Below are 20,189 nucleotides of genomic sequence, written 5' to 3' on the forward strand. Positions count from 1 at the left end.
TGCGCCGACAGGACTGGGAGGGAGCCGGCGGTGGCGAGGCCGCGACACGAACCGCGTGATGTCGCACCAGAGGTGTTCTCCGCGGGCGAGGGAGGCCCGAAGGGCAAGCGCATCCAGGACGTCCTCACCGCGCTGGTGCTCGACATGCGCGACGGCGCTCTGCTCCCCTCCGAACGCGTCCTCGCCGAGCGGTTCGGCGTGGCCAGGATGACGGTCCGCGGAGTGATCAACGACCTGGAGGCGCGCGGGCTGGTCAGGCGCGTGGCGGGGCGGGGCACGTTCGTACAGCAGCCCACCCTCACGCACTCGGAGAACTTCCGCTCCTTCAGCGAGGACATGCGGATGCGCGGGATGGTTCCCGGCGCCAGAAGCTACCGCGGCCGCACCCGGCCCGCGCCGCGCGACATCGCGGCCCGCCTCGGCCTCGCCACCGGCGATCCGGTCCACTCCATCGAGCGGGTGCGGACCGCCGACGGCGTCCCCATGGCGCTGGAGCGCACGAACCTGTCCGCCGCGCGGTTCCCGGGCCTGCTCGCCGAGATGGGACGGGACGACTCGCTCTTCGAGCTCCTGGGACGCCTGTTCGGCGTGCGGCTGGAGACCGCGGAGCAGACCGTCTCCATCGCCCGGCTGAGCCGGTCGGAGGCCAGACGGCTGGAGGTGCCGGACTATGATCCGGCGTTCCTCGTGGAGCGCGTCGCCGTGGACAACATGGGCAACGTGGTCGAGTTCGGCCGCTCGCTCTACCGCGGCGATCGCTACGTCATCCAGATGCACGTCAGCCGGCCTCCGGCCGCCGGCTGACCCCGGCCCGGCGGGCCCGCACCGCGAACTGCCCGGCCCCTTTCCTGCACACGCCTCCCCCTTGTCACTCCCTCCACGCGGTGTTACGTTTCCGCCAAATACTGGTCTAGACAGGAATGTTCGAGCGGAACTCACCCTCCGGGAGACGCACCATGAGATTCGGAGTCACCGCGATCGTGGCAGCCGCCGCATTACTCCTGGCGACGCCCGCCGTCGCCGCCGCGGAACCGTCGGACGCCGCTCCGGCCGGGAAGGCCGAGCGAAGGATCCGGATGCTGGACTTCAACTTCGCCGGAAACGGCTTCAACGGCGGGAGCACGGGAGCCCCGGTCGACGACGCCGTGACGAAGATCTACGAGCAGGGCGCCGAGATCATCTCTCTCAACGAGATGTGCTACACGCAGTGGGTCGCGTTGCGGGACCGGCTGAAGGCGAAGCCGGGGTACGGCGGCCTCACCGAGCAGGTCGTCGTGACGAACCACGACATCCCCAACTGCCACGACGCCGACGTCAATCCCGGCGGCTGGTACGTCATGGGACTGCTGAGCAAGCACCCGTCCGACCGGGTGATGTTCGGCGACACGCCGTACCTGGACCTCGGCTACCACTATCGCCAGCGGTTCCGCAAGCTCGTCTGCGGCGACGTCCACGTGCCCCGCGCCGCGGCCGTGCGCGCGTGCGTGACCCATACCGAGGTGCCCCTGGTCATCATCAACGAGGACTCCTTCCCCGACGACCCGGACATCGCCGCCGACACCCACTACGGCCGCTCCATCAACTACGCCCAGTCGAAGCTGATCGCCGACACCATCACGCCGATGGCCGCCCGGATGCCGGTCGCCCTGCTCGGCGACCTGAACGAGTTGCCGTTCCTGCCCTCGCTCTCCCACTTCTACGCCAGGTGCGGCGGGACCGGGGTGTTCGACGAGGTCGACGGAGCGGACCCGCGCTGGCGCGGCAACATCAGGCGATGGCACCTCGGGACGGAGGCGTGCCCGCACCGCCAGGGCGAGTGGACCATGGGTGCCGAAGGCCTGCCCGACGACTACCACCGGCCCTACGAGAGCAACCGGAAGATCGACTACATCTTCGTGGACCGCCGTCACTTCAGGGTCGGCCCCGCGTCCGGCTGGGTCGTCTCGACACCGCACTCCGACCACCGCATCGTCGTCGGCGACGTCGCGCTGAAGCACTGAAAGGTCCGCCATGCTCAGGCGAACGAGACTGTGCGCCGCGGCGCTGACCGCGGCCCTGCTTCCGGCGGGGACCCTGACCGGTCAGGCCACGGCGGCCACCCGGCAGGCGGAGTTCCGCATCCTTCCGTATCTGCAGAGCCCGAGTTCCTCGGGCATCACCATCACCTGGTTCACCGAGGACGGCGAGCCGGGCCGGTTGACCGTCCACGGCCCGGGCCTCCGGGGCCGCCAGATCGCGCGGGTCGCCGGCGAGCCGCAGCCGGACCTGGCCTACACGGCCGCCGAGCTCACCCAGGAGATCCCCGGGCTGGAGCAGGGATCATGGCTCGGAGGGCCGGACAGCTACAAGCACTCCAGGCAGGTCAGCGGCCTGCGACCGGGCGCCCAGTACCACTACACGGTGGAGCAGGGCGGGGAGACCTTCCGCGGGCGCTTCCGCACCGCCCCGGCCGCCGACCGCTGGCAGCACATCAGGCTGATCGCCATGTCCGACTCCGAGACCGAGCCGCGCGGGCGCGTCCAGCGCCGGGAGTGGGCGCCGGGCGCCGGCGCCGCCGGCCGGCCCCTGGCCGATGCTGGTTCGCTCTGGGACCGGACGTACGGCACCACGGTCCTGTCCGGGACACGCGTCCTGCGCTATCCGCTCACCGAGGACGAGGGCCTGCGCCGCAACCTCGCGGTCGTGCGCGGCAGATCGCCCGACGCGGTCCTCTTCACCGGAGACCTCGTCCAGGGCGGCGGCTACCAGCCCGGCTGGGACGAGTTCTTCCGGCACACCGCCGGCGCCTCCGGCGACCTGCTGACCGGCGTGCCCATCATCCCCGCGTTCGGGAACTGGGAGAGCTTCGGGGCGATCAACGGCGGGTACGGCACGCCGGAGGACCGCACGCCGGTTGTACGATCGCGCGCCAAGTTCCACGCCTACTTCGACGCGCCGCCCAACGGAACGCCGGAGCACCGCGACAACTACCACCGCATCGACTACGGGCCGGTCACCGTGCTGACGCTCGACAGCAACAACGGCGAACCGGATGACAGCGCGGCGAGCTACCCGCCCGAGGAGAAGCTGATCGGCCGCGAGTACACCGGACCGGGCACCGACACCCAGGAGAACTTCACGCGCTCGGAGTACGAGGCGGCCGACGGCCGTGACCTCTCGGACTACAGCCCGGGCGGCCGGCAATGGACGTGGGTGGAGCAGCAGCTCCGCGATGCCAGAGCAGCGGGTCAGATCGTGCTCGTGCAGTTCCACCACGTCCCCTACAGCAGCGGGGAGCACGGCCTGCCCATGAACCACACGCTGACCTCGGGCCAGGGCGGCACCCCGATGCGGGTCTACCATCCCCTGTTCGAACGGTACGGGGTGAGCGCCGTCATCTCCGGACACAGCGAGATGTTCGAGCGGAGTTTCGTCGACACGGACGGCGACGGCACCGGTGTGCACTACTACGACGTGGGTGTCTCGGGCGACGGCCTGCGGGGCGTGCGCAGGGACGGCCCCACGCTCGACAGCCCGCCCCTGGCGTACAACGCGTTCAGCCGGTGGACGGCTGACCAGGGCGAGCCCGAGAAGTGGGACGTCGCCGGCGGGACGCCGAAGCTGCTCTCGGGTGGCAAGCACTACGGTCATCTCGAGATCGACGTCGACCGGGTGCGGGGAAAGGGCGGCCGGAAGGCGCGGATCACCCTGACCCCCGTCCATGTCTTCCCGGTCATGGACGACGCGCTGACGGTGCTCCGTACCGAGCGGCGAACCTACTCCGACCGCGTGGTGATCGACGTCGACGCCGACGGGAGGCCCGCGCGCTAGCCGCCACCACGGCCGCGCGGCCGGCGGACGCCGGCGAGAACCGCTGGACCACGCCCGCCGAGCTGTTCTGGCGGCGGAATGCCTGGCCAGGAAAGGCTTTCCTTCGTTGCGGATCTTGGCGACATATGCCTACATTTCCGGATAAGGCACCCGAAAACGGAGGAATGCATGACCATCGAGCTCACCCGGCCGTACTCGCCCGAGAAGCATCACAGCCACCGGGACGTCACCGGCGGCTGGCTGCGTCCGGCCGTGTTCGGGGCGATGGATGGGCTCGTGTCCAATTTCGCGTTGATCGCCGGCGTCGTCGGCGCGGCGGGCGCCGGGCGCGGCGCGGTGCTGGCGGGGTTCGCCGGTCTCGTCGCCGGGGCGTGTTCCATGGCGGCCGGGGAGTACACGTCCGTGAAGTCCCAGACCGAGCTGATGCGGGCGGAGATCGCCGTCGAGCGGCGCGAGCTGGCCAGGAACCCTGAGGGCGAGCTGGCCGAGCTGGCCGCCCTCTACCAGGCGCGCGGGCTCGACCCCGCGCTGGCGCACCGGGTGGCCGAGGGGCTGTCCGCCGATCCCGAGCAGGCGTTGCGGGTGCACGTCCGCGAGGAGCTGGGCGTGGATCCCGACGACCTGCCCTCGCCGTACGTGGCCGCGGGGTCCTCGTTCTGCGCGTTCGCCGCCGGGGCGCTGGTGCCGCTGGTGCCCTTCCTCTTCGGAGCGTCGGGGCTGGCGGTGGCCGTGGTGCTGAGCGTGCTGGCGTTGTTCGGGTTCGGGGCGGCGGTGGCGCGGATGACGGCGCGGCCGTGGTGGCTGGGCGGGCTGCGCCAGCTCGCGCTGGGCGTGGGGGCGGCGTCCGTCACCTTCGGGCTGGGCCACCTGCTCGGCGTCGCCGTCTCCTGATGGCGGGCGACCGCGCGGAAAGTGCCCAGGTACGTTTCTGGAGTATGAGCATGAGCAGCCCCCGCGAGCACACCTTCCGCCCAGCCCGCCGTTCCGACGTCCCCGCGCTGGTCGACCTGGTGCAGTCGGCGTACCGGGGAGAGAAGAGCCGGAACGGGTGGACCGGCGAGGCGGACCTTCTCCAGGGGCAGCGCGTGGACGCGGAGATGGCGACCGAGATGATCGACGATCCGTCCACGACCGTGATCGTCGCCGAGGCCGGCGGCGTCATGGTCGGGTGCTGCCAGCTCGAACGCCATGACAGCCACGCCTACTTCGGGACGTTCGCCGTCGCGCCCGACCTGCAGGGCGCGGGCACGGGGCGGGCGTTGCTCGCCGAGGCCGAGCGGCTCGCCCGCGACGAGTGGGGCGCCGGCGAGCTGCGGATGACGGTGATCGTCCAGCGTGAGGATCTCATCGCCTGGTACGTGCGCCGCGGCTACGTCCGCACCGGCGAGCTGTCGCCCTTCCCGTACGGCGATGAGCGGTTCGGCGTGCCCATGCGTGACGACCTGGCGTTCGAGACCCTGACGAAGAAGCTCGGCTGACGCCGCGTCCGGCGTTCAGCACATGGTCCACGAGGTGGACTGGCTCTTCCGCACCGGCGACGTGAGCTGGAAGACGACCGTGTGCTCGGTCCCGAGGTCGGGGCTGATCTGCTTCTTCGAACCGAAATAGTCGGACCTGGCGTGGGACGGGATGCGCCTGGAGCCGCTCTCGATCACCTGGCCGTCGACCACCCACTGGTAGGAGAACGGGGCTCCCATCTCGGAGGCGTCCAGCCCGATGCCGAAGCCCAGCGAGCCCGTGTAACAGGTGACACCCTCGCTGTTGATCTTGGACGAGCCGGCGACCCGGACGTAGGCGAGGGTGAACGATGCGGCCTTCGTGCGCTTCTCGCTCGCGGTGGGCGACGGCCGCCTGGTCACCGGCTTCCTGGTCGCCGGCCTCCTCGTCGGCTTCGGCGTGCTCGTGGGCGTTCGCCGCGCGGCGGTGCGTTCCCGTGACGGCTGCGTGGCGGGGCGCGAGCGTGTGGTCTCGGGAGCGGCCGATGGGGTACGCGGCTTCTTCCTGGGCGGGGCGGTCCTCTCGCGCCGGAGCGTGCCGGTGGCGGAGGGGGACGGCTCGCTGGAGCCGGCGGCCAGCACCGGCGGGGCGGGACTCCTGTCCCCCGAGGCGTTCCACACGACGACGCCGGCCGCCAGGCACACGGCGACCGCCCCGGAAACGGCGGCGATCAGCGGCACACGCGCCCTCGTACGGCGCGGCGGAAGCGTGTGACGCGGATCGCCACCCGCCGCCGGACGACCGGGCACGCCCGGCCGAGGGCCGGGGGTCATCGAGTGACCGGGCAGGCCGTGCTGGGCACTGTGCGACCCGTGCGCGTGACCGGGCGCGCCGTGCGGATGGCCGGGTGCGGTCTGCGGCGCCGGTGGGTGTGCCCCGGCCGGGTGCGGCCGTGACCCGCCGAGCAGGTGCAGGAGGACGTCCCGCATCCGCGGGCGGGCGTTCGGGTCCTTGGCCAGGCAGGCGTGCACGACCTGGCGCAGCGGCTCCGGCAGGTCGCCGAGGAACGGTTCCTGGTTGAGCACCCGGTTGATGACCGCGGGCAGCGAGTCCTCGCCGAACGGCGGCGTGCCCGTCCCCGCGAACACCATGACCGACGCCCAGGCGAAGACGTCCGCCGCCGGTCCGACGTACGCGCCCGCCAGCTGCTCGGGGGCCATGTACGCGGGCGTCCCGACCACGCTGCTGGTCACGGTGACCGCGGAGTCGGCGAGGCGGGCGATGCCGAAGTCGACGACGCGCGGCCCGTCCCGTCCGAGCAGCACGTTGGAGGGTTTGAAGTCGCGGTGCACGACCCCGGCCTCGTGGATGGCGGCCAGCGCCGTGGCCGTGCTGACCGCCAGGCGCTGCAGATCGGCGCCGCGATGGGGGCCCGCCTCCTGCAGGGACGGGCCTTCGACGTACTCGCTGACGATGTACGGACGCCCGCTCATCGAGGCGTCGAGCACCTGCGCGATGCAGAACGGCTCCACGCGCCGGGCCGCGGCGATCTCCTTGGCGAAGCCGTTGCCCCCGGCGACGGACTGGCGCAGCACCTTGACGGCCACCGGCCGGCCGTCGGGAGCCTGTCCGAGGTAGACGGTGCCCTGGCCGCCCTCGCCGAGCCGCCCGACGAGCCGGTAGGCCGCGATCGCCTCGGGATCGTCTGGGCGCAGAGGCTCGGGGTTCGGCATGAGGGGGGTGACTCCTGTGACGGGTGGGGCGGACCTCATGCACCTTAACGGGATAAATCCCGACGCGTGGGCGTGTTACGTGATCGACGCGCTCACCTGCCGGCGCGCCGGCTCAGTAGCTGGGCGGAGTGGCGACGATGAGGAAGTCGACCGGCTCGTCCCCGGTGTTGAGATAGCGGTGCGGCAGCGCCGAGTCGAAGGAGCAGCTGTCCCCCGCCTCCAGCACGTGCTCGGCCCCGGACACCTCGACGACGAGCCGTCCCCGCAGCACGAGCACGCACTCCTCGGACGGGTGCGACCACGGCTCGGCGGCCGACGATCCGCCGGGCAGCAGGTGCCCTTCCAGCACCTCCAGCCGCCCGTGCCCGGGCGACACGCGGGTGTAGGTGATCCCGCCCGCGGGAGACCTGACCAGCATCCGCCCCTCGCGCCTGACCACGGCCACGGCGGCCGCGTCGGGCTCCTGGAACAGGCTGAACAGCGGCAGGTCGAGCACCTTCGCGATCTTCCTGAGCGTTTCCAGGCTGGGGTCGGCCAGGTCGCGCTCGACCTGGCTGATCAGCCCGCTCGATACGCCCGCCTCCGCGGCCAGCTGGGCGAGGGTCAGCCCCCGTACGGTGCGGAGCTCACGGATCCTGGCGCCAATCACACGCAGATCCTAGCGGGCATTAATCCCATTGAAGATGTATTGACCTGGTTAAAACAGCCCCGATAAGGTGCCCGAAATGTCGCATCTGCTGAACGCCACTCAGTTCCGGGCCGAGTTTCCCTCCCTGACCGACTCCGTGCACCTGGCGAGCTGCAGCCAGGGAGCCCTGTCGTCGCGGCTCGCGTACGCGCTCCAGGAGATCGGCCACACGCTGCGCGACGCGGGCGCCCCCTGGGAGGTGTGGATGGGGGAGGTCGGCCGCGCCAGGCAGCGGTTCGCCCGGTTCATCGGCGCCGAGCCGGACGAGGTGGCCGTCCTGTCGTGCGCCTCGGAGGCCGCCTTCCAGGCCGCCTCGTCGCTCGACTGGTCGCGCCGTCCCGGTCTCGTCACCAATGACCTGGAGTTCCCGTCCATAGCCCACGTGTGGCTGGCCCAGCGCGGGCGCGGCGCCACGGTCAGGGTGGCCGCCGACACCGGCGAGAACGTCACGGCCGAGGCGTACGAGCAGGTCGTCGACGAGAGCGTCAACCTGGTGTCGGTGCCGCTGCACACCTACCGCAACGGCGCCCGCCTCCCGGTCGAGGACGTCGTCCGCCTGGCGCACGAGAAGGGCGCGCGCGTATTCGTGGACGCCTACCAGGGCGCCGGCGTCACCCCGATCGACGTGAAACGGCTCGGCTGCGACTACCTGGCGGCCGGGTCGCTCAAATACCTGCTCGGCCTGCCCGGCATCGCGTTCCTCTACGTACGCGGCGGCATGGAACAGCAGCGCGAGCCCGAGCTCACCGGCTGGTTCGGCCGCACCGACCCGTTCGCCTTCGACCCCCGGCTGCTCGACTTTCCCGCCGGCGCCCAGCGCTTCGAGACCGGCACGCCGCCCATCCCGTCCGCCTACGCGGCCAACGCCGGGTTCGACCTCATCGAACGGGTCGACATGGAGGCCGTGGACACGCACGTGTCCGCCCTGGTCGAGGAGGTGGCGGAGCGACTGACAGCGGCCGGCGAGCGCGTGGCGAGCCCGGCTGGGGCACGCGGCCCGCAGGTGGCCATCGCCGACGACGACCCGGCCCGGCTGGCGGCCAGGCTGGCCGAGCGCCGCATCTGGACCGCGCCGCGGGGCGACCTGCTGCGGCTGTCCTTCCACTACTACAACGACCGGTCCGACGTGGACGCGGCCGTCGAAGCCATCAGCGCCTGCCGCCGGGCCTGATCACCCCCGAGAGGTCTCTTGTGGACAACGCATCCGGACTGCGACGCAGGCTGACCGGGCGCCAGCTCACCATGATCGGGCTGGGCGGCGCGATCGGCACCGGGCTCTTCCTCGGCTCCAGCCTGGCGATCTCCCAGGCCGGCCCCGCGACCATCGTCGCCTACATCATCTGCGCGGGCGTCGCCCTGGTGATCGGCTGGTCGCTGGCCGAGATGGTCGTCGTCCACCCCGAGGCGGGCGCCTTCGGCGTCATCGCGCACCGGTACCTCGGCCCGTGGGCCGGATTCGTGGTCCGCTGGACGTACTGGACGATCCAGGTCATCGCCATCGGCGGCGAGGTCATCGCGGCCGGGATCTACGTGCAGTTCTGGTGGCCGTCGCTGCCGCTGTGGTTGCCCGTCACCGTCTTCTCGGCCGTGGTGCTCGTCGTGAACACCGCCGCGGTCAAGCTGTTCGGCGAGGTCGAGTACTGGTTCGCGATGATCAAGGTGGTGGCGATCATCGTGTTCATCCTGCTCGGCGTGCTGCTCGTCACCTACGGCCTGCCCGGCGCGGAGGCCACCGGCGTCTCGAACCTCACCGCGCACGGCGGGTTCCTGCCCAACGGGATGAGCGGCCTGTTCCTCGCCATGGTGTTCGTGCTGTTCAGCTACATCGGCACCGAGGTCGTCTCGGTCACCGCCGCCGAGTCGGAGAACCCGGTGCGCGACATCCCGCGCGCCGCCCGCCGCATGGTCACCCGGCTGGCCCTCTTCTACGTGCTGGCCATCGCGATCGTGCTCACGGTGGTGCCGTGGACCACCACCGCCCAGGGCGGCTCCGTGACCGAGAGCCCGTTCGTCAGCGTGTTCTCCGCCGCGGGCATCCCGGCCGCGGCGACCGTCATGAACTTCGTCGTGCTGACCGCCGCTCTGTCCAGCGCCAACACGAACCTCTACCTGACCACCAGGATGATGCACTCGCTGGCCGCCAACAGGTACGCCCCCGCCTGGACCGGGCGGCTCAGCGCCGCCGGCGTGCCGCGCAACGCGCTCGCGCTGTCGGCGCTCGGCCTCGCGCTCGCCGCGGTCGTGTCGGCGGCCAGCGAGAGCGACGCCTACCTGGCGCTGTTCGGCGTGTCGGTGTTCGGCGCGCTGGTCGTGTGGCTGCTGATCCTCCTCACGCACCACGCCTTCCGGCGCACCCGCGCCGCGCAGGGGCTGCCGCCCTCACCGGTCCGGCTCTGGGGCGCGCCCGTCACGTCGGGCCTCGTGATGCTCTTCCTCGCCGCGGTGCTCGTCTCTACGTTGTTCATCGAGTCGCTGCGGCCGGCGTGGTGGGCGGGCGTGCCGTTCTTCGTGATCGTCAGCGTGGCGTACGCCGTCGTCTCCCGCCGCTCGGCGTCACCGGGCAGCTAGGGGTTGCCGGAGGTGGCCAGCTTGACGCCGAGGGCGATCAGGGCGGCACCCGTCAGGCCGTCCACGGTCCTGCGTACGGCGGGCCTGGCGAAGACCTTGCGCAGGGTCCCCACGATGGTGGCCACCACCAGGAACCACGCGACCGTGCCCGCCAACGCGACCACCGACAGCACCAGGGTGTCCGGCAGCGAGGCGCCGGAGCTGAGGAACTGGGGCATGAGGGCCACGAAGAACAGGGCGGCCTTGGGGTTGAGCACGTTGGTGAGCAGCCCTTCCGCGAACGCCGCCCACGCGCCCTGCCCAGCCGGGCCCGGCGCGTCGAGCGTCAGGCCGCCGCCCCGGCGAAGGGCGGCCCGCAGCGCCCTGACCCCGAGATAGAGCAGGTAGGCCGCGCCGGCCACCTTCACCACGGTGAACGCCATGGCCGAGGCGGCCAGCAGCGCCGCGACGCCGGTGGCCGCGGCCACCACCCAGACGAAGACGCCCACGGAGATCCCCGTCGCCGCCGCCATGCCGTGCCCGCGCCCGGAGACGGCCGAGCGGCGTACGACGACCGCGAAGTCGGGGCCGGGCGACATCGCGCCGAGCATCACCACCCCGCCGAAAGCGACAAGCTGCGCCACAGAGGTCATGGCGTCCACTTTAGGGGCCCCGCCTGGCCGGTGACGCGGGGCGGGGACTCAGACGCGGCGGCCGCGCAGCTCGCGGTATCGGCGTACGAGCCGCTCGGTGGAGGGGTCGGGCAGCGCGGCCCCGCTCACCTGCGGCGGCTCGCCGGAGGTGAGCGCGGGCGCCAGGTCGAGCGCCATCTTCTTGCCCAGCTCGACGCCCCACTGGTCGAAGGAGTCGACGCCCCAGACGGCGCCCTCGACGAAGACGATGTGCTCGTAGAGGGCGACGAGCTGGCCCAGCGTGGACGGGGTCAGCTTGGGCACGAGGATCGTGGAGGAGGGGCGGTTGCCCGGCATGACCTTGTGGGGCACGATCCCGGCCGCGGTGCCCTCGCCCGCGATCTCCTCGGCCGTCTTGCCGAACGCCAGCGCCGAGGTCTGCGCGAGCAGGTTGGCGACGAGCTGGTCGTGCATGCCCTCACGATCTTCGAAGGGCTCGGCGAAACCGATGAAGTCGGCGGGCACCAGCCGGGTGCCCTGGTGGAGCAGCTGGTAGAAGGCGTGCTGGCCGTTGGTGCCCGGCTCGCCCCAGAAGATCTCGCCGGTGGCGGCGGTCACGGGAGCGCCGTCGGCGCGCACGGACTTGCCGTTGGACTCCATCGTGAGCTGCTGCAGGTAGGCAGGGAAGCGGTGCAGCCGCTGGCTGTAGGGCAGCACGGCGCGGGTCTCCGCGCCGAAGAAGTCGTTGTACCAGATGCCGAGCAGGGCCATCAGCACCGGCAGGTTGGCCTCGAACGGCGCCGTGCGGAAGTGCTCGTCGACGGCGTGGAAACCGGCCAGCATCTCGCGGAACCGCTCGGGCCCTATCGCGATCATCAGCGAGAGGCCGATGGCGCCGTCGAAGGAGTAGCGGCCGCCGACCCAGTCCCAGAAGCCGAACATGTTGTCGGTGTCGATGCCGAACTCGGCGACCTTCGCGGCGTTGGTGGAGACGGCCACGAAGTGCCGGGACACCGCGTCCTCGCCCAGCGCGTCGACCAGCCAGCGGCGCGCGACCCTGGCGTTGGTCAGCGTCTCCAGCGTGGTGAACGTCTTGGAGCTGATCACGAAGAGCGTGGTCGCGGGGTCGAGCCCGGCGAGGGCGCCGGTGATGTCGGCCGGGTCGATGTTGGAGACGAACCTGGCCGCGATGCCCGCGTCGGCGTAGTCGCGCAGCGCTTCGTAGGCCATGGCGGGGCCCAGGTCGGAGCCGCCGATGCCGATGTTGACGACGGTCTCGATGGGCCTGCCCGTGGCGCCCTTCCACTCCTGCGAGCGGATCCGGCCGGAGAAGGCGCTCATCTTGTCGAGCACGGCGTGCACGTCGGCCACGACGTCCTGGCCGTCGACCACCAGCCGCGTCTCGCGGGGCATGCGCAGCGCGACGTGCAGCACGGCGCGGTCCTCGCTGACGTTGATGTGCTCGCCGCCGAACATGGCCGCGATCCGCTCGCGCAGCCCGGCCCGCTCGGCCAGGGCCAGCAGCAGGTCGATCGTCTCGCGCGTGGCGCGGTGCTTGGAGTAGTCGAGGTAGAGGTCGCCGGCGGTCGCCGTCATGCGCTCGGCACGGCCCGGGTCATCCGCGAACAGCTCGCGCAGCTGCTTGCCGGCCAGCTCGCCGTGGTGCTTGTCGAGGGCCGCCCACTCCTGGCTCCGGGTGATGTCGCCGTTCACGCTCTTCCTCCTCGCGTCGCCAAACCGATCACCATCGTCCCGTAACCACGTACCCTCCCGGGTTGATTCCGCCCGTGGCGGATGAGACCTTTTGCGTACGCGGGACTCCTGTCATGTCCCGCACCTTGCCCGGCGAAAGTGGATTCAGCTCGCTCTCCAGAGGAAGCAGCAGAGCATGGAGCACATAGACGCATACTGGCGGGCGGCCAACTACCTGTCCGTCGGACAGATCTACCTGCTGGACAACCCGCTGCTGAGCGAGCCGCTGCGGCCCGAGCACATCAAGCCGCGCCTGCTCGGCCACTGGGGCACCACGCCGGGCCTGAACTTCTGCTTCGCCCACCTCAACCGGGTGATCAACGAGCGCGACCAGGACATGATCTACATCGCCGGTCCCGGGCACGGCGGCCCGGCGGCGGTCGCGCACGCCTGGCTGGAGGGCTCCTACACCGAGCGCTACCCCGACGTCACGCAGGACGTCGAGGGCATGCGGCGGCTGTTCCGCCAGTTCTCCTTCCCGGGGGGCGTGCCCAGTCACGTCGCGCCCGAGACGCCCGGCTCCATCCACGAGGGCGGCGAGCTGGGCTACTCGCTCGCGCACGCCTACGGCGCCGCCTTCGACAACCCGGACCTGGTCGTGGCCTGCGTCATCGGCGACGGCGAGGCCGAGACCGGCCCCCTGGCCGCCGGCTGGCACGCCAACAAGTTCACCGACCGCCGTCGCGACGGCGTGGTGCTGCCCATCCTGCACCTCAACGGATACAAGATCGCCAACCCGGCCGTGCTCGCCCGCATCCCCGAGCACGAGCTGATCAAACTCATGGAGGGGTACGGCCACCGCCCCCATCTGGTCGGCCCCGACCACGCCGAGATGGCCGGCACGCTGGACACCGTCTGGGAGGAGATGGCCGCGTACAAGGCCGGCGACGCCGACCGCCTCCCCATGATCATTCTGCGTACGCCGAAGGGGTGGACCGGGCCGCGCGAGGTGGACGGCAAGCCCGTCGAGGGCACCTGGCGGGCCCACCAGGTGCCGCTGGCGAAGGTACGCGAGAACTCCGCCCACCTGGCGATGCTGGAGGAGTGGATGCGCTCCTACCGCCCCGAGGAGTTGTTCGACGCCGACGGGCGCCCGGCCGCGGAGATCGCGGGCACCGTGCCGGCCGGACCGCGCAGGATGAGCGCCAACCCGCACGCCAACGGCGGCGAGCTGCTGAAGCCGCTGCGGCTGCCGGACTTCCGCACCCACGCGGTCGAGGTCAAGTCGCCCGCCGTGCAGGAGACCGAGCCGACGCGGGTGTTCGGCGGGCTGCTGCGCGACGTGATCGCCGGGAATCCGCACACGTTCCGGCTGATGGGGCCGGACGAGACCGCCTCCAACCGGCTGCAGGAGGTGTTCGAGGTCACCGACCGGGCCTGGAACGCCGAGCTGCTGCCCACCGACGAGAACCTCGGCGCCGGCGGGCGCGTCATGGAGGTGCTCAGCGAGCACCTGTGCCAGGGCTGGCTGGAGGGCTATCTGCTGACCGGCCGCCACGGGCTGTTCAACTGCTACGAGGCCTTCATCCACATCGTGGACTCCATGTTCAACCAGCACGCCAAGTGGCTGGAGTCGTCGCGGAAGATCCCGTGGCGGCGGCCGGTCGCGTCGCTGACGTACCTGCTGTCGTCGCACGTGTGGCGCCAGGACCACAACGGCTTCAGCCACCAGGACCCCGGCTTCCTCGACGTCGTGGTCAACAAGAAGGCCTTCGTGGTGCGGGTCTACCTGCCGCCGGACGCCAACACGCTGCTGTCGGTCGGCGACCAGTGCCTGCGCTCCCGTGACTGCGTCAACGTCGTCGTCGCCGGCAAGCAGCCCGTGCTCGACCTGTTCACCATGGACGAGGCCATCGCCCACTGCACGCGCGGCCTCGGCATCCTGCCCTGGGCCTCCACCGACCAGGGGGGCGAACCCGACGTGGTGCTCGCCTGCGCAGGCGACGTGCCCACCCTGGAGACGCTCGCCGCCGCCGCGCTCCTGCGCGAGCACCTGCCCGAGCTGAAGGTACGCGTGGTCAACGTCGTCGACCTCATGCGCCTCCAGCCCCGGTCGGAGCACCCGCACGGCCTGTCCGACGCCGAGTTCGACACGTTCTTCACGACGGACAGGCCGGTCATCTTCAACTTCCACGGCTACCCCTCGCTCATCCACCAGCTCACCTACCGGCGCACCGGCCACGACAACATCCACGTGAGGGGATACAAGGAGGAGGGCACCACCACCACGCCCTTCGACATGTGCATGCTCAACGACATCGACCGCTACCACCTGGTCATGGACGTCATCGACCGTGTCCCCGGGCTCGGCTCCACCCAGGCGCACCTGCGCCAGCACATGAGCGACGAGCGGCTGCGCGCCCGCGCCCACACGCGCGAGCACGGCGAGGACCCCGCCGACATAAGGTCGTGGACGTGGCCGGCCGCATCCTCGTCCTGAACGCCGGCTCCTCGTCCATCAAGTACGAGCTCATCGACGTCCGCACCCACGAGCGCCCCGCCAGAGGGCTGGTCGAGCGCATCGGCGAGGACGAGGGGCGCCTGACGCACCACGCGGGTGACGGGCCCGCCTACGAGAGGCAGGCCCGCTTCCCCGGTCACGCCGAGGGCCTGGACGCGGTCATGAAGGCGTTCGAGACGGCCGGGCCGGAGCTGAGCCCGGTCGCGGTCGGGCACCGGGTCGTGCACGGCGGCACCACGTTCACCCGGGCCGTGCTCATCGACGACGCCGTGATCGCCGCCGTCGAACGGCTGGCGCCGCTCGCGCCCCTGCACAACCCGGTCAACCTGACCGGCGTCCGGGTCGCGCGCGAGGCCTTTCCCGCGGTGCCCCACGTGGCCGTGTTCGACACCGCCTTCCAGCTGACGCTGCCGCCGGCGGCGCACACGTACGCGGTGCCGCGCGACTGGCGCGAGCGGCTGGGCGTGCGGCGCTTCGGCTTCCACGGCACCTCCTGCGCCTACGTCTCGCGCCGCGCCGCCGCCCTGCTCGGCCGCGACCTGGCCGGGCTCAACCTCATCGTGCTGCACCTGGGCAACGGCGCCAGCGCCACGGCGATCTCCGGCGGCCGCAGCGTCGACACCTCCATGGGCCTGACCCCGCTGGAGGGCCTGGTCATGGGAACGCGCTCGGGCGACGTCGACCCGGCGGTCAGCGGCTATCTCGCCCGGGTGAACGGGATGGACGCCGAGCAGGTGGAGGAGGCTCTCGGGCGCCAGGGCGGCCTGCTCGGCCTCACCGGCAGCGGCGACATGCGCGAGGTGCGGGCCCGCGACGACGACGAGGCGCGGCTGGCCCTGGAGATCTACACCAGGCGCATCCGCAAGTACGTCGGCGCCTACTACGCGCTGCTGGGCCGGGTGGACGCGATCGTGTTCACCGGCGGGGTCGGCGAGCACGACGCCGCCACCCGCGCCGAGTCGCTGGCCGGGCTCGGCCGGCTCGGCATCGCCGTCGACCCGGCGCTCAACCGGGCCGCGTCGACCGGGGAGCGCGCGGTGTCTCCGCCCGGCGCCGAGGTGGCCGTACTCGTCGTCCCCACCGACGAGGAGTGGGAGATCGCCCGTGAGGCCCTCGCCCTGATCAGCACGGGAGCCGAGCAGGACACCGCGCCGGATCCCTGACGGCCGGCGCGGATCCTTGACGGGCCGCGCCTACGGACGGGTCACGTCACCGGCGGGCGGATCAGAGCTCCGCCGGGCTCCGGAGGTCGGCGGTGAGCTCGCACCACACCGTCTTTCCGTCCTCGGCCGGCGCGATGCCCCACCCGGTGGACAGCAGCCTGACGACGTGCAGCCCCCAGCCGTCGCCGGGGCCGGGCTCGCGGGGCCGGGGCAGCCCGGGGCCGGCGTCGCCCACCTCGACCCGCACGTCCGACGCGTCGGCCCGCATGCGCAGCGAGGGCGGGCCGTCGCCGTGCACGAGCGCGTTGGTGACCAGCTCGGACACCACCAGGAGGACGTCCTCGTGCCGTCCCTGGTAGCCGCGGGCGGCCAGAGCTTCACCGACGATCTGCCGCGACGCCGTGATGCTGCCCATCTCCTCCGGCAACCGGGTGTCCACGGTGTACGGCTGCGCCTCCTTGCTGCCCATTCCTCTGCTCTCGGGGGGTCTTGTGCGGCCGGTCGGCCGTCCGTCTCACGGGTTCGTCACCTTGCGCCGTTGAGCAGTCTCCCATGAGTCACCATCCATCGCGCGGTGGGGGGCGCGACCGGCCGTGAACGGGCCCGCACAGGTGTGGCCGGCAGGTTCGGTAAGCGTACGTAGAGCGCGGGTAATGCATTGGTAGGGTTGTCCGGAAAAATACGGATTTGAACAGGTGGGACAGGTGGAGGTCGAACAAACAGCACTGCCCGGCATCGGTCTGCGGCACGATTTCACGACGCGCAAAGGACAGCGGGTCGGCATCGTGTCCCACCGCACCGGGCGCCGGGACCTCGTGATCTACGACAAAGAGGACCCCGACGCCGTCTGCCATACGGTCAAGCTCAATGACGAGGAGGCGGACACCCTGGCCGAGCTCCTGGGGGCGCCACGCATCGTGCAGCGGCTCAACCAGCTGCACGAGCAGGTCGAGGGCCTGGTCAGCGTGCAACTGCCGATTCCGGCGGACTCCCCGTACGTGGGACGCCCCATGGGGGACGCGCGTGTGCGCACGCGTACGAGCGCCTCCATCGTGGCCCTCGTGCGCAGCGGCAAGGTCTTCGCCAGCCCGGGACCTGATTTCGTCTTCACCGGTGGTGATGTCGTGGTCGTCGTCGGCAGCGAGGACACCACCGCCGAGGTCGCCGGCATTTTGGCAGAAGGGTAGGGCCGCGGGTGCACCATACCGCGATCCTTTTCCTCGAATTCGGTGCAGTACTGCTGGGTCTCGGAGTGTTGGGCGCGCTGGCGTTGCGCGGCGGCATCTCCCCCATCCCCCTCTATCTGATAGCCGGGCTGGCGTTCGGCACCGGCGGCGTGCTGCCGCTGGCCACCAGCGAAGAGTTCATCTCCGTCGGCGCGGAGCTGGGCGTGGTCCTGCTGCTGCTGACGCTGGGGCTGGAGTACAACGCCGACGAGCTCGTCACCAGCCTCACGAGCAACGCCCGCGCGGGCATCGTCGACCTGGTGCTCAACGCGGCGCCCGGCGCGATCATCGCGCTGCTGCTGGGCTGGGGCCCGGTCGCGGCGGTGGCCATGGCCGGCGTCACCTACGCCACCTCGTCGGGCATCACCGCCAAGGTGCTGTCGGATCTGGGGTGGATCGGTAACCGGGAGACGCCGACGGTCCTGTCGCTGCTGGTGTTCGAAGACCTCACGATGGCGGTCTACCTGCCGATCCTGACGACCATGCTGGCCGGGCTGAGCCTGGTGAGCGGGGCGATCTCGGTGGGCATCGCGCTGCTCACGGTCAGCATCGTGCTGGTCGTGGCGCTGCGGTTCGGGCGCTTCATCGAGGCGTTCGTGTCCAGCCCCAACTCCGAGGTGTTATTGCTCAAGGTCGTCGGCCTGGCCCTGCTGGTCGCCGGCCTCGCCCAGCAACTGCAGGTGTCGGCGGCGGTCGGCGCGTTCCTGGTGGGCATCGCGCTCTCCGGCGAGCTGGCCGAGGACGCTCAGGCGCTGCTGGCGCCCCTGCGCGACCTGTTCGCCGCGGTGTTCTTCGTGTTCTTCGGCTTCCAGACCGACCCGGCGAAGATCCTGCCGGTGGCCGGGCTCGCCGCGCTGCTGGCCCTGGTCAGCATGGTCACGAAGCTGCTCACGGGCATGTACGCGGCCAGACGGGCGGGCATCGCCAGGGCCGGTCAGACACGAGCGGGCATCGCCCTCATCCCGCGCGGTGAGTTCAACATCGTCATCGCCGGTCTGGCGGTGGGCGCGGGCGCGCATCCCGACCTGGGGGCGCTGGCGGCGGCGTACGTGCTGATCCTGGCCGCGTTCGGGCCCCTGGCGGCCAAGGCCGTGCAGCCCTTCATCACCGCCATCGCGAAGCGGGCCTGATCCGCTAGCTTGTTCGCATGGCACACCCCACGGAGAAGACGGTCTGGTCCACGGACTGGGACACGCTCGAGATCTCCGGCGAGAGCCATCGCCGGGTTCTCTTCCAGGACGTGGACATGACCGAGCTGGTCGACCATGGATCCTCGTTCGAGGAGTGCCATTTCAGCAATGTGCGGTTCAACGTGTCGGAGCACACCGACGCGAGGTTCCTCAACTGCACGTTCACGCGGTGCTCGCTGTTCGACGCCACGTTCACCGGGTGCAAGCTCACCGGGAGCGTGTTCGACGGCTGCACGTACGGCCTGCTGAAGGTCGAGGGCGGCGACTGGTCCTACACCGGCCTGGCGGGGGCCGATCTGCGGGGCAGCACCTTCCACGGCACCCGGCTGCGCGAGGCCGACCTGGCGGGCGCCCGGCTGGAGCGGGCCGAGCTGCGGCGGGCCGACCTGACGGGGGCGTCGCTGCGCGGCGCCGACCTGACGAAGTGCGACCTTCGCGGCAGCGACCTCAGCACGCTCGACCCGCGCGCGGTCACGATGACCGGCGCGATCATCGACCCGTTCCAGGCCACGGTCGTGGCCGCCGCGCTGGGCTTCGACGTCCGCGAGTGAGCAAGCGCGGGCTCAGCCGCTCACCGCGTGGAGGGCCCCCGGCACGCGGCCCGCGAGGCGGTCGAGCGCGCCCGCGATGTCGGCGCCGGCCGGCAGGTGGACGACGACGCTCTGCTCGCCGTCCCGCCGCGGGCAACCACCGCAAGAGCCTCGTCCGGTCGCTGGAGCAGAGCCTGCGGCGGCTGCGCACCGACTACATCGACCTCTGCTGGGTGGCGAGCCGGGCCAACACGCTGGCCGAGTGGCGCGGGTGGACCCCGGCGAGGTGGACCCCGGCGAGGTGGACCGCAGCCCCGGCATCTACGGCGACGCCGTCGACCGCCTCGACGGCCGGTGACGCATCCGGCCTGTTTCACTGAGCATCCGGCTGCTCTCCTCCGGGGCGGCGGCGCGCGGCCCTGAGCGCGACGACCGCGCCGAGCACGACGAGCACCGCCAGCGCGCCCCAGATCCAGGCGGGCACGCCGGACGCCGCCGTCTCCGAGGAGGCGGCGTCCTGCCCGGTCGCGGTGGCGGGCCCGGAAGAGGCCGGCTCAGCGGACGCGGGAGCGGGTGAAGGCGGTGCGGACGAGGTGGCGGCCGCGCCCTTCACGGAGAACGGGATCTCCCCCTCGATGGGGTGGCCGTCGGAGGAGACGACCCGCCAGGCGATCACGTACGAGCCGGGGGCGAGCGGTTGCGGCACGGCGGCGGACACCTTCGGCCCGTCGAGGCGGGGCTCGCCGAGCGCGACCTGCTTGCCCGCCGCGTCGCGCAGCACGACGAACGGGAACTTGACCGTCGCGGTGTATTCGAGCTCGATCTCCTCGATCGCGGACACCTCGGCGTCCTTGGCGGGCGAGCTGCTCTTGAGCTTGTCGTGGGCGTAGGCGGGCGCGGCGGGAAGGGCGAGGGTGAGCAGGCCGGTGAGCAGGCCGGTGAGCAGGCAGGCGAGCGCCGCGAGCGCCGCCTCGCGGATGCGTGATGCGGGGATGGTGGATGGCGGGAATGCCATGAAAG

General features: G+C 71.5%; 18 protein-coding genes and 1 pseudogene. 13 read left to right on the top strand and 6 right to left on the bottom strand.

Features of this window, described 5'->3' with window-relative positions; all coding sequences use genetic code 11:
• Positions 1-30: 30 nt before the first annotated feature.
• The 5 genes from ABGB01_RS19910 to ABGB01_RS19930 all read left to right on the top strand — a co-directional run bounded on the left by ABGB01_RS19910 (position 31) and on the right by ABGB01_RS19930 (position 5,288).
• Positions 31-804, top strand: coding sequence for a GntR family transcriptional regulator (locus ABGB01_RS19910; protein ID WP_347775037.1), 774 nt, complete (start codon positions 31-33; stop codon positions 802-804).
• Positions 805-956: 152 nt separating this feature from the next.
• Positions 957-2,000 (top strand): endonuclease/exonuclease/phosphatase family protein, encoded by a 1,044-nt coding sequence (locus ABGB01_RS19915; protein ID WP_347775038.1) that lies wholly within the window; start codon positions 957-959, stop codon positions 1,998-2,000.
• Positions 2,001-2,010: 10 nt separating this feature from the next.
• Complete coding sequence (locus tag ABGB01_RS19920; protein ID WP_347775039.1) at positions 2,011-3,810, top strand: metallophosphoesterase; 1,800 nt, start codon at positions 2,011-2,013, stop codon at positions 3,808-3,810.
• 168 nt (positions 3,811-3,978) lie between these two features.
• The gene (locus ABGB01_RS19925) at positions 3,979-4,701 is read left to right on the top strand and encodes a VIT1/CCC1 transporter family protein (RefSeq protein ID WP_347775040.1); all 723 of its coding nucleotides are present in this window, start codon (positions 3,979-3,981) and stop codon (positions 4,699-4,701) included.
• A 50-nt stretch (positions 4,702-4,751) separates the two neighbouring features.
• Positions 4,752-5,288, top strand: a complete 537-nt coding sequence (locus ABGB01_RS19930; RefSeq protein ID WP_347775041.1) for a GNAT family N-acetyltransferase — start codon at positions 4,752-4,754, stop codon at positions 5,286-5,288.
• Positions 5,289-5,303: 15 nt separating this feature from the next.
• Here ABGB01_RS19930 and ABGB01_RS19935 read toward each other — a convergent pair whose 3' ends face one another.
• Together ABGB01_RS19935 and ABGB01_RS19940 are read right to left on the bottom strand one after the other, a co-directional pair.
• Entirely contained in the window at positions 5,304-6,980 is a 1,677-nt protein-coding gene (locus tag ABGB01_RS19935; protein WP_347775042.1) for a protein kinase, read from the bottom strand.
• Between the two features lie 112 nt (positions 6,981-7,092).
• Positions 7,093-7,629 (bottom strand): XRE family transcriptional regulator, encoded by a 537-nt coding sequence (locus tag ABGB01_RS19940; RefSeq protein ID WP_347775043.1) that lies wholly within the window; start codon positions 7,627-7,629, stop codon positions 7,093-7,095.
• Positions 7,630-7,705: 76 nt separating this feature from the next.
• On the opposite strand from ABGB01_RS19940, the gene ABGB01_RS19945 reads away from it, so the two are divergent.
• The gene (locus tag ABGB01_RS19945) at positions 7,706-8,839 is read left to right on the top strand and encodes an aminotransferase class V-fold PLP-dependent enzyme (RefSeq protein WP_347775044.1); all 1,134 of its coding nucleotides are present in this window, start codon (positions 7,706-7,708) and stop codon (positions 8,837-8,839) included.
• A gap of 20 nt (positions 8,840-8,859) precedes the next feature.
• Positions 8,860-10,236 carry an amino acid permease gene (locus ABGB01_RS19950; protein WP_347775045.1) on the top strand — a complete coding sequence of 459 codons (1,377 nt, stop codon included), beginning with the start codon at positions 8,860-8,862 and terminating at the stop codon, positions 10,234-10,236.
• Here ABGB01_RS19950 and ABGB01_RS19955 read toward each other — a convergent pair.
• Both ABGB01_RS19955 and pgi read right to left on the bottom strand, forming a co-directional pair.
• On the bottom strand, positions 10,233-10,868 hold the full coding sequence (locus tag ABGB01_RS19955; protein ID WP_347775046.1) for a LysE family translocator: 636 nt from the start codon (positions 10,866-10,868) through the stop codon (positions 10,233-10,235). The genes ABGB01_RS19950 and ABGB01_RS19955 overlap by 4 nt on opposite strands.
• 48 nt (positions 10,869-10,916) lie before the next feature.
• Entirely contained in the window at positions 10,917-12,560 is a 1,644-nt protein-coding gene (gene pgi, locus ABGB01_RS19960) for a glucose-6-phosphate isomerase (protein WP_347775047.1), read from the bottom strand.
• Between the two features lie 175 nt (positions 12,561-12,735).
• On the opposite strand from pgi, the gene ABGB01_RS19965 reads away from it, so the two are divergent.
• Both ABGB01_RS19965 and ABGB01_RS19970 read left to right on the top strand, forming a co-directional pair.
• The gene (locus tag ABGB01_RS19965) at positions 12,736-15,039 is read left to right on the top strand and encodes a phosphoketolase family protein (protein WP_347775048.1); all 2,304 of its coding nucleotides are present in this window, start codon (positions 12,736-12,738) and stop codon (positions 15,037-15,039) included.
• Positions 15,015-16,223 (top strand): acetate kinase, encoded by a 1,209-nt coding sequence (locus ABGB01_RS19970; protein WP_347775049.1) that lies wholly within the window; start codon positions 15,015-15,017, stop codon positions 16,221-16,223. The genes ABGB01_RS19965 and ABGB01_RS19970 overlap by 25 nt, the downstream gene beginning before the upstream one ends.
• Before the next feature lie 61 nt (positions 16,224-16,284).
• Here the strand turns inward: ABGB01_RS19970 and ABGB01_RS19975 are convergent, their stop codons facing one another.
• Positions 16,285-16,692 (bottom strand): ATP-binding protein, encoded by a 408-nt coding sequence (locus tag ABGB01_RS19975; RefSeq protein ID WP_347775050.1) that lies wholly within the window; start codon positions 16,690-16,692, stop codon positions 16,285-16,287.
• A gap of 235 nt (positions 16,693-16,927) precedes the next feature.
• Between ABGB01_RS19975 and ABGB01_RS19980 the strand changes: the two genes are divergently transcribed.
• The 4 genes and pseudogenes from ABGB01_RS19980 to ABGB01_RS19995 all read left to right on the top strand — a co-directional run.
• Positions 16,928-17,410: a cation:proton antiporter regulatory subunit gene (locus tag ABGB01_RS19980; RefSeq protein ID WP_347775051.1), complete on the top strand. Its 483-nt coding sequence runs from the start codon at positions 16,928-16,930 to the stop codon at positions 17,408-17,410.
• A gap of 8 nt (positions 17,411-17,418) precedes the next feature.
• Positions 17,419-18,579: a cation:proton antiporter gene (locus ABGB01_RS19985; protein ID WP_347775052.1), complete on the top strand. Its 1,161-nt coding sequence runs from the start codon at positions 17,419-17,421 to the stop codon at positions 18,577-18,579.
• 17 nt (positions 18,580-18,596) lie between these two features.
• Complete coding sequence (locus ABGB01_RS19990; RefSeq protein ID WP_347775053.1) at positions 18,597-19,190, top strand: pentapeptide repeat-containing protein; 594 nt, start codon at positions 18,597-18,599, stop codon at positions 19,188-19,190.
• A gap of 125 nt (positions 19,191-19,315) precedes the next feature.
• Positions 19,316-19,450 (top strand): annotated as a pseudogene (locus tag ABGB01_RS19995) (aldo/keto reductase); the annotation flags it as partial.
• Positions 19,451-19,542: 92 nt separating this feature from the next.
• Here ABGB01_RS19995 and ABGB01_RS20000 read toward each other — a convergent pair.
• The gene (locus tag ABGB01_RS20000) at positions 19,543-20,184 is read right to left on the bottom strand and encodes a copper resistance protein CopC (protein ID WP_347775054.1); all 642 of its coding nucleotides are present in this window, start codon (positions 20,182-20,184) and stop codon (positions 19,543-19,545) included.
• Positions 20,185-20,189 lie beyond the last annotated feature (5 nt).

Origin of the sequence: Nonomuraea sp. B5E05 (assembly GCF_039880665.1) — a bacterium.
In the GTDB taxonomy this organism is placed as follows: domain Bacteria; phylum Actinomycetota; class Actinomycetes; order Streptosporangiales; family Streptosporangiaceae; genus Nonomuraea.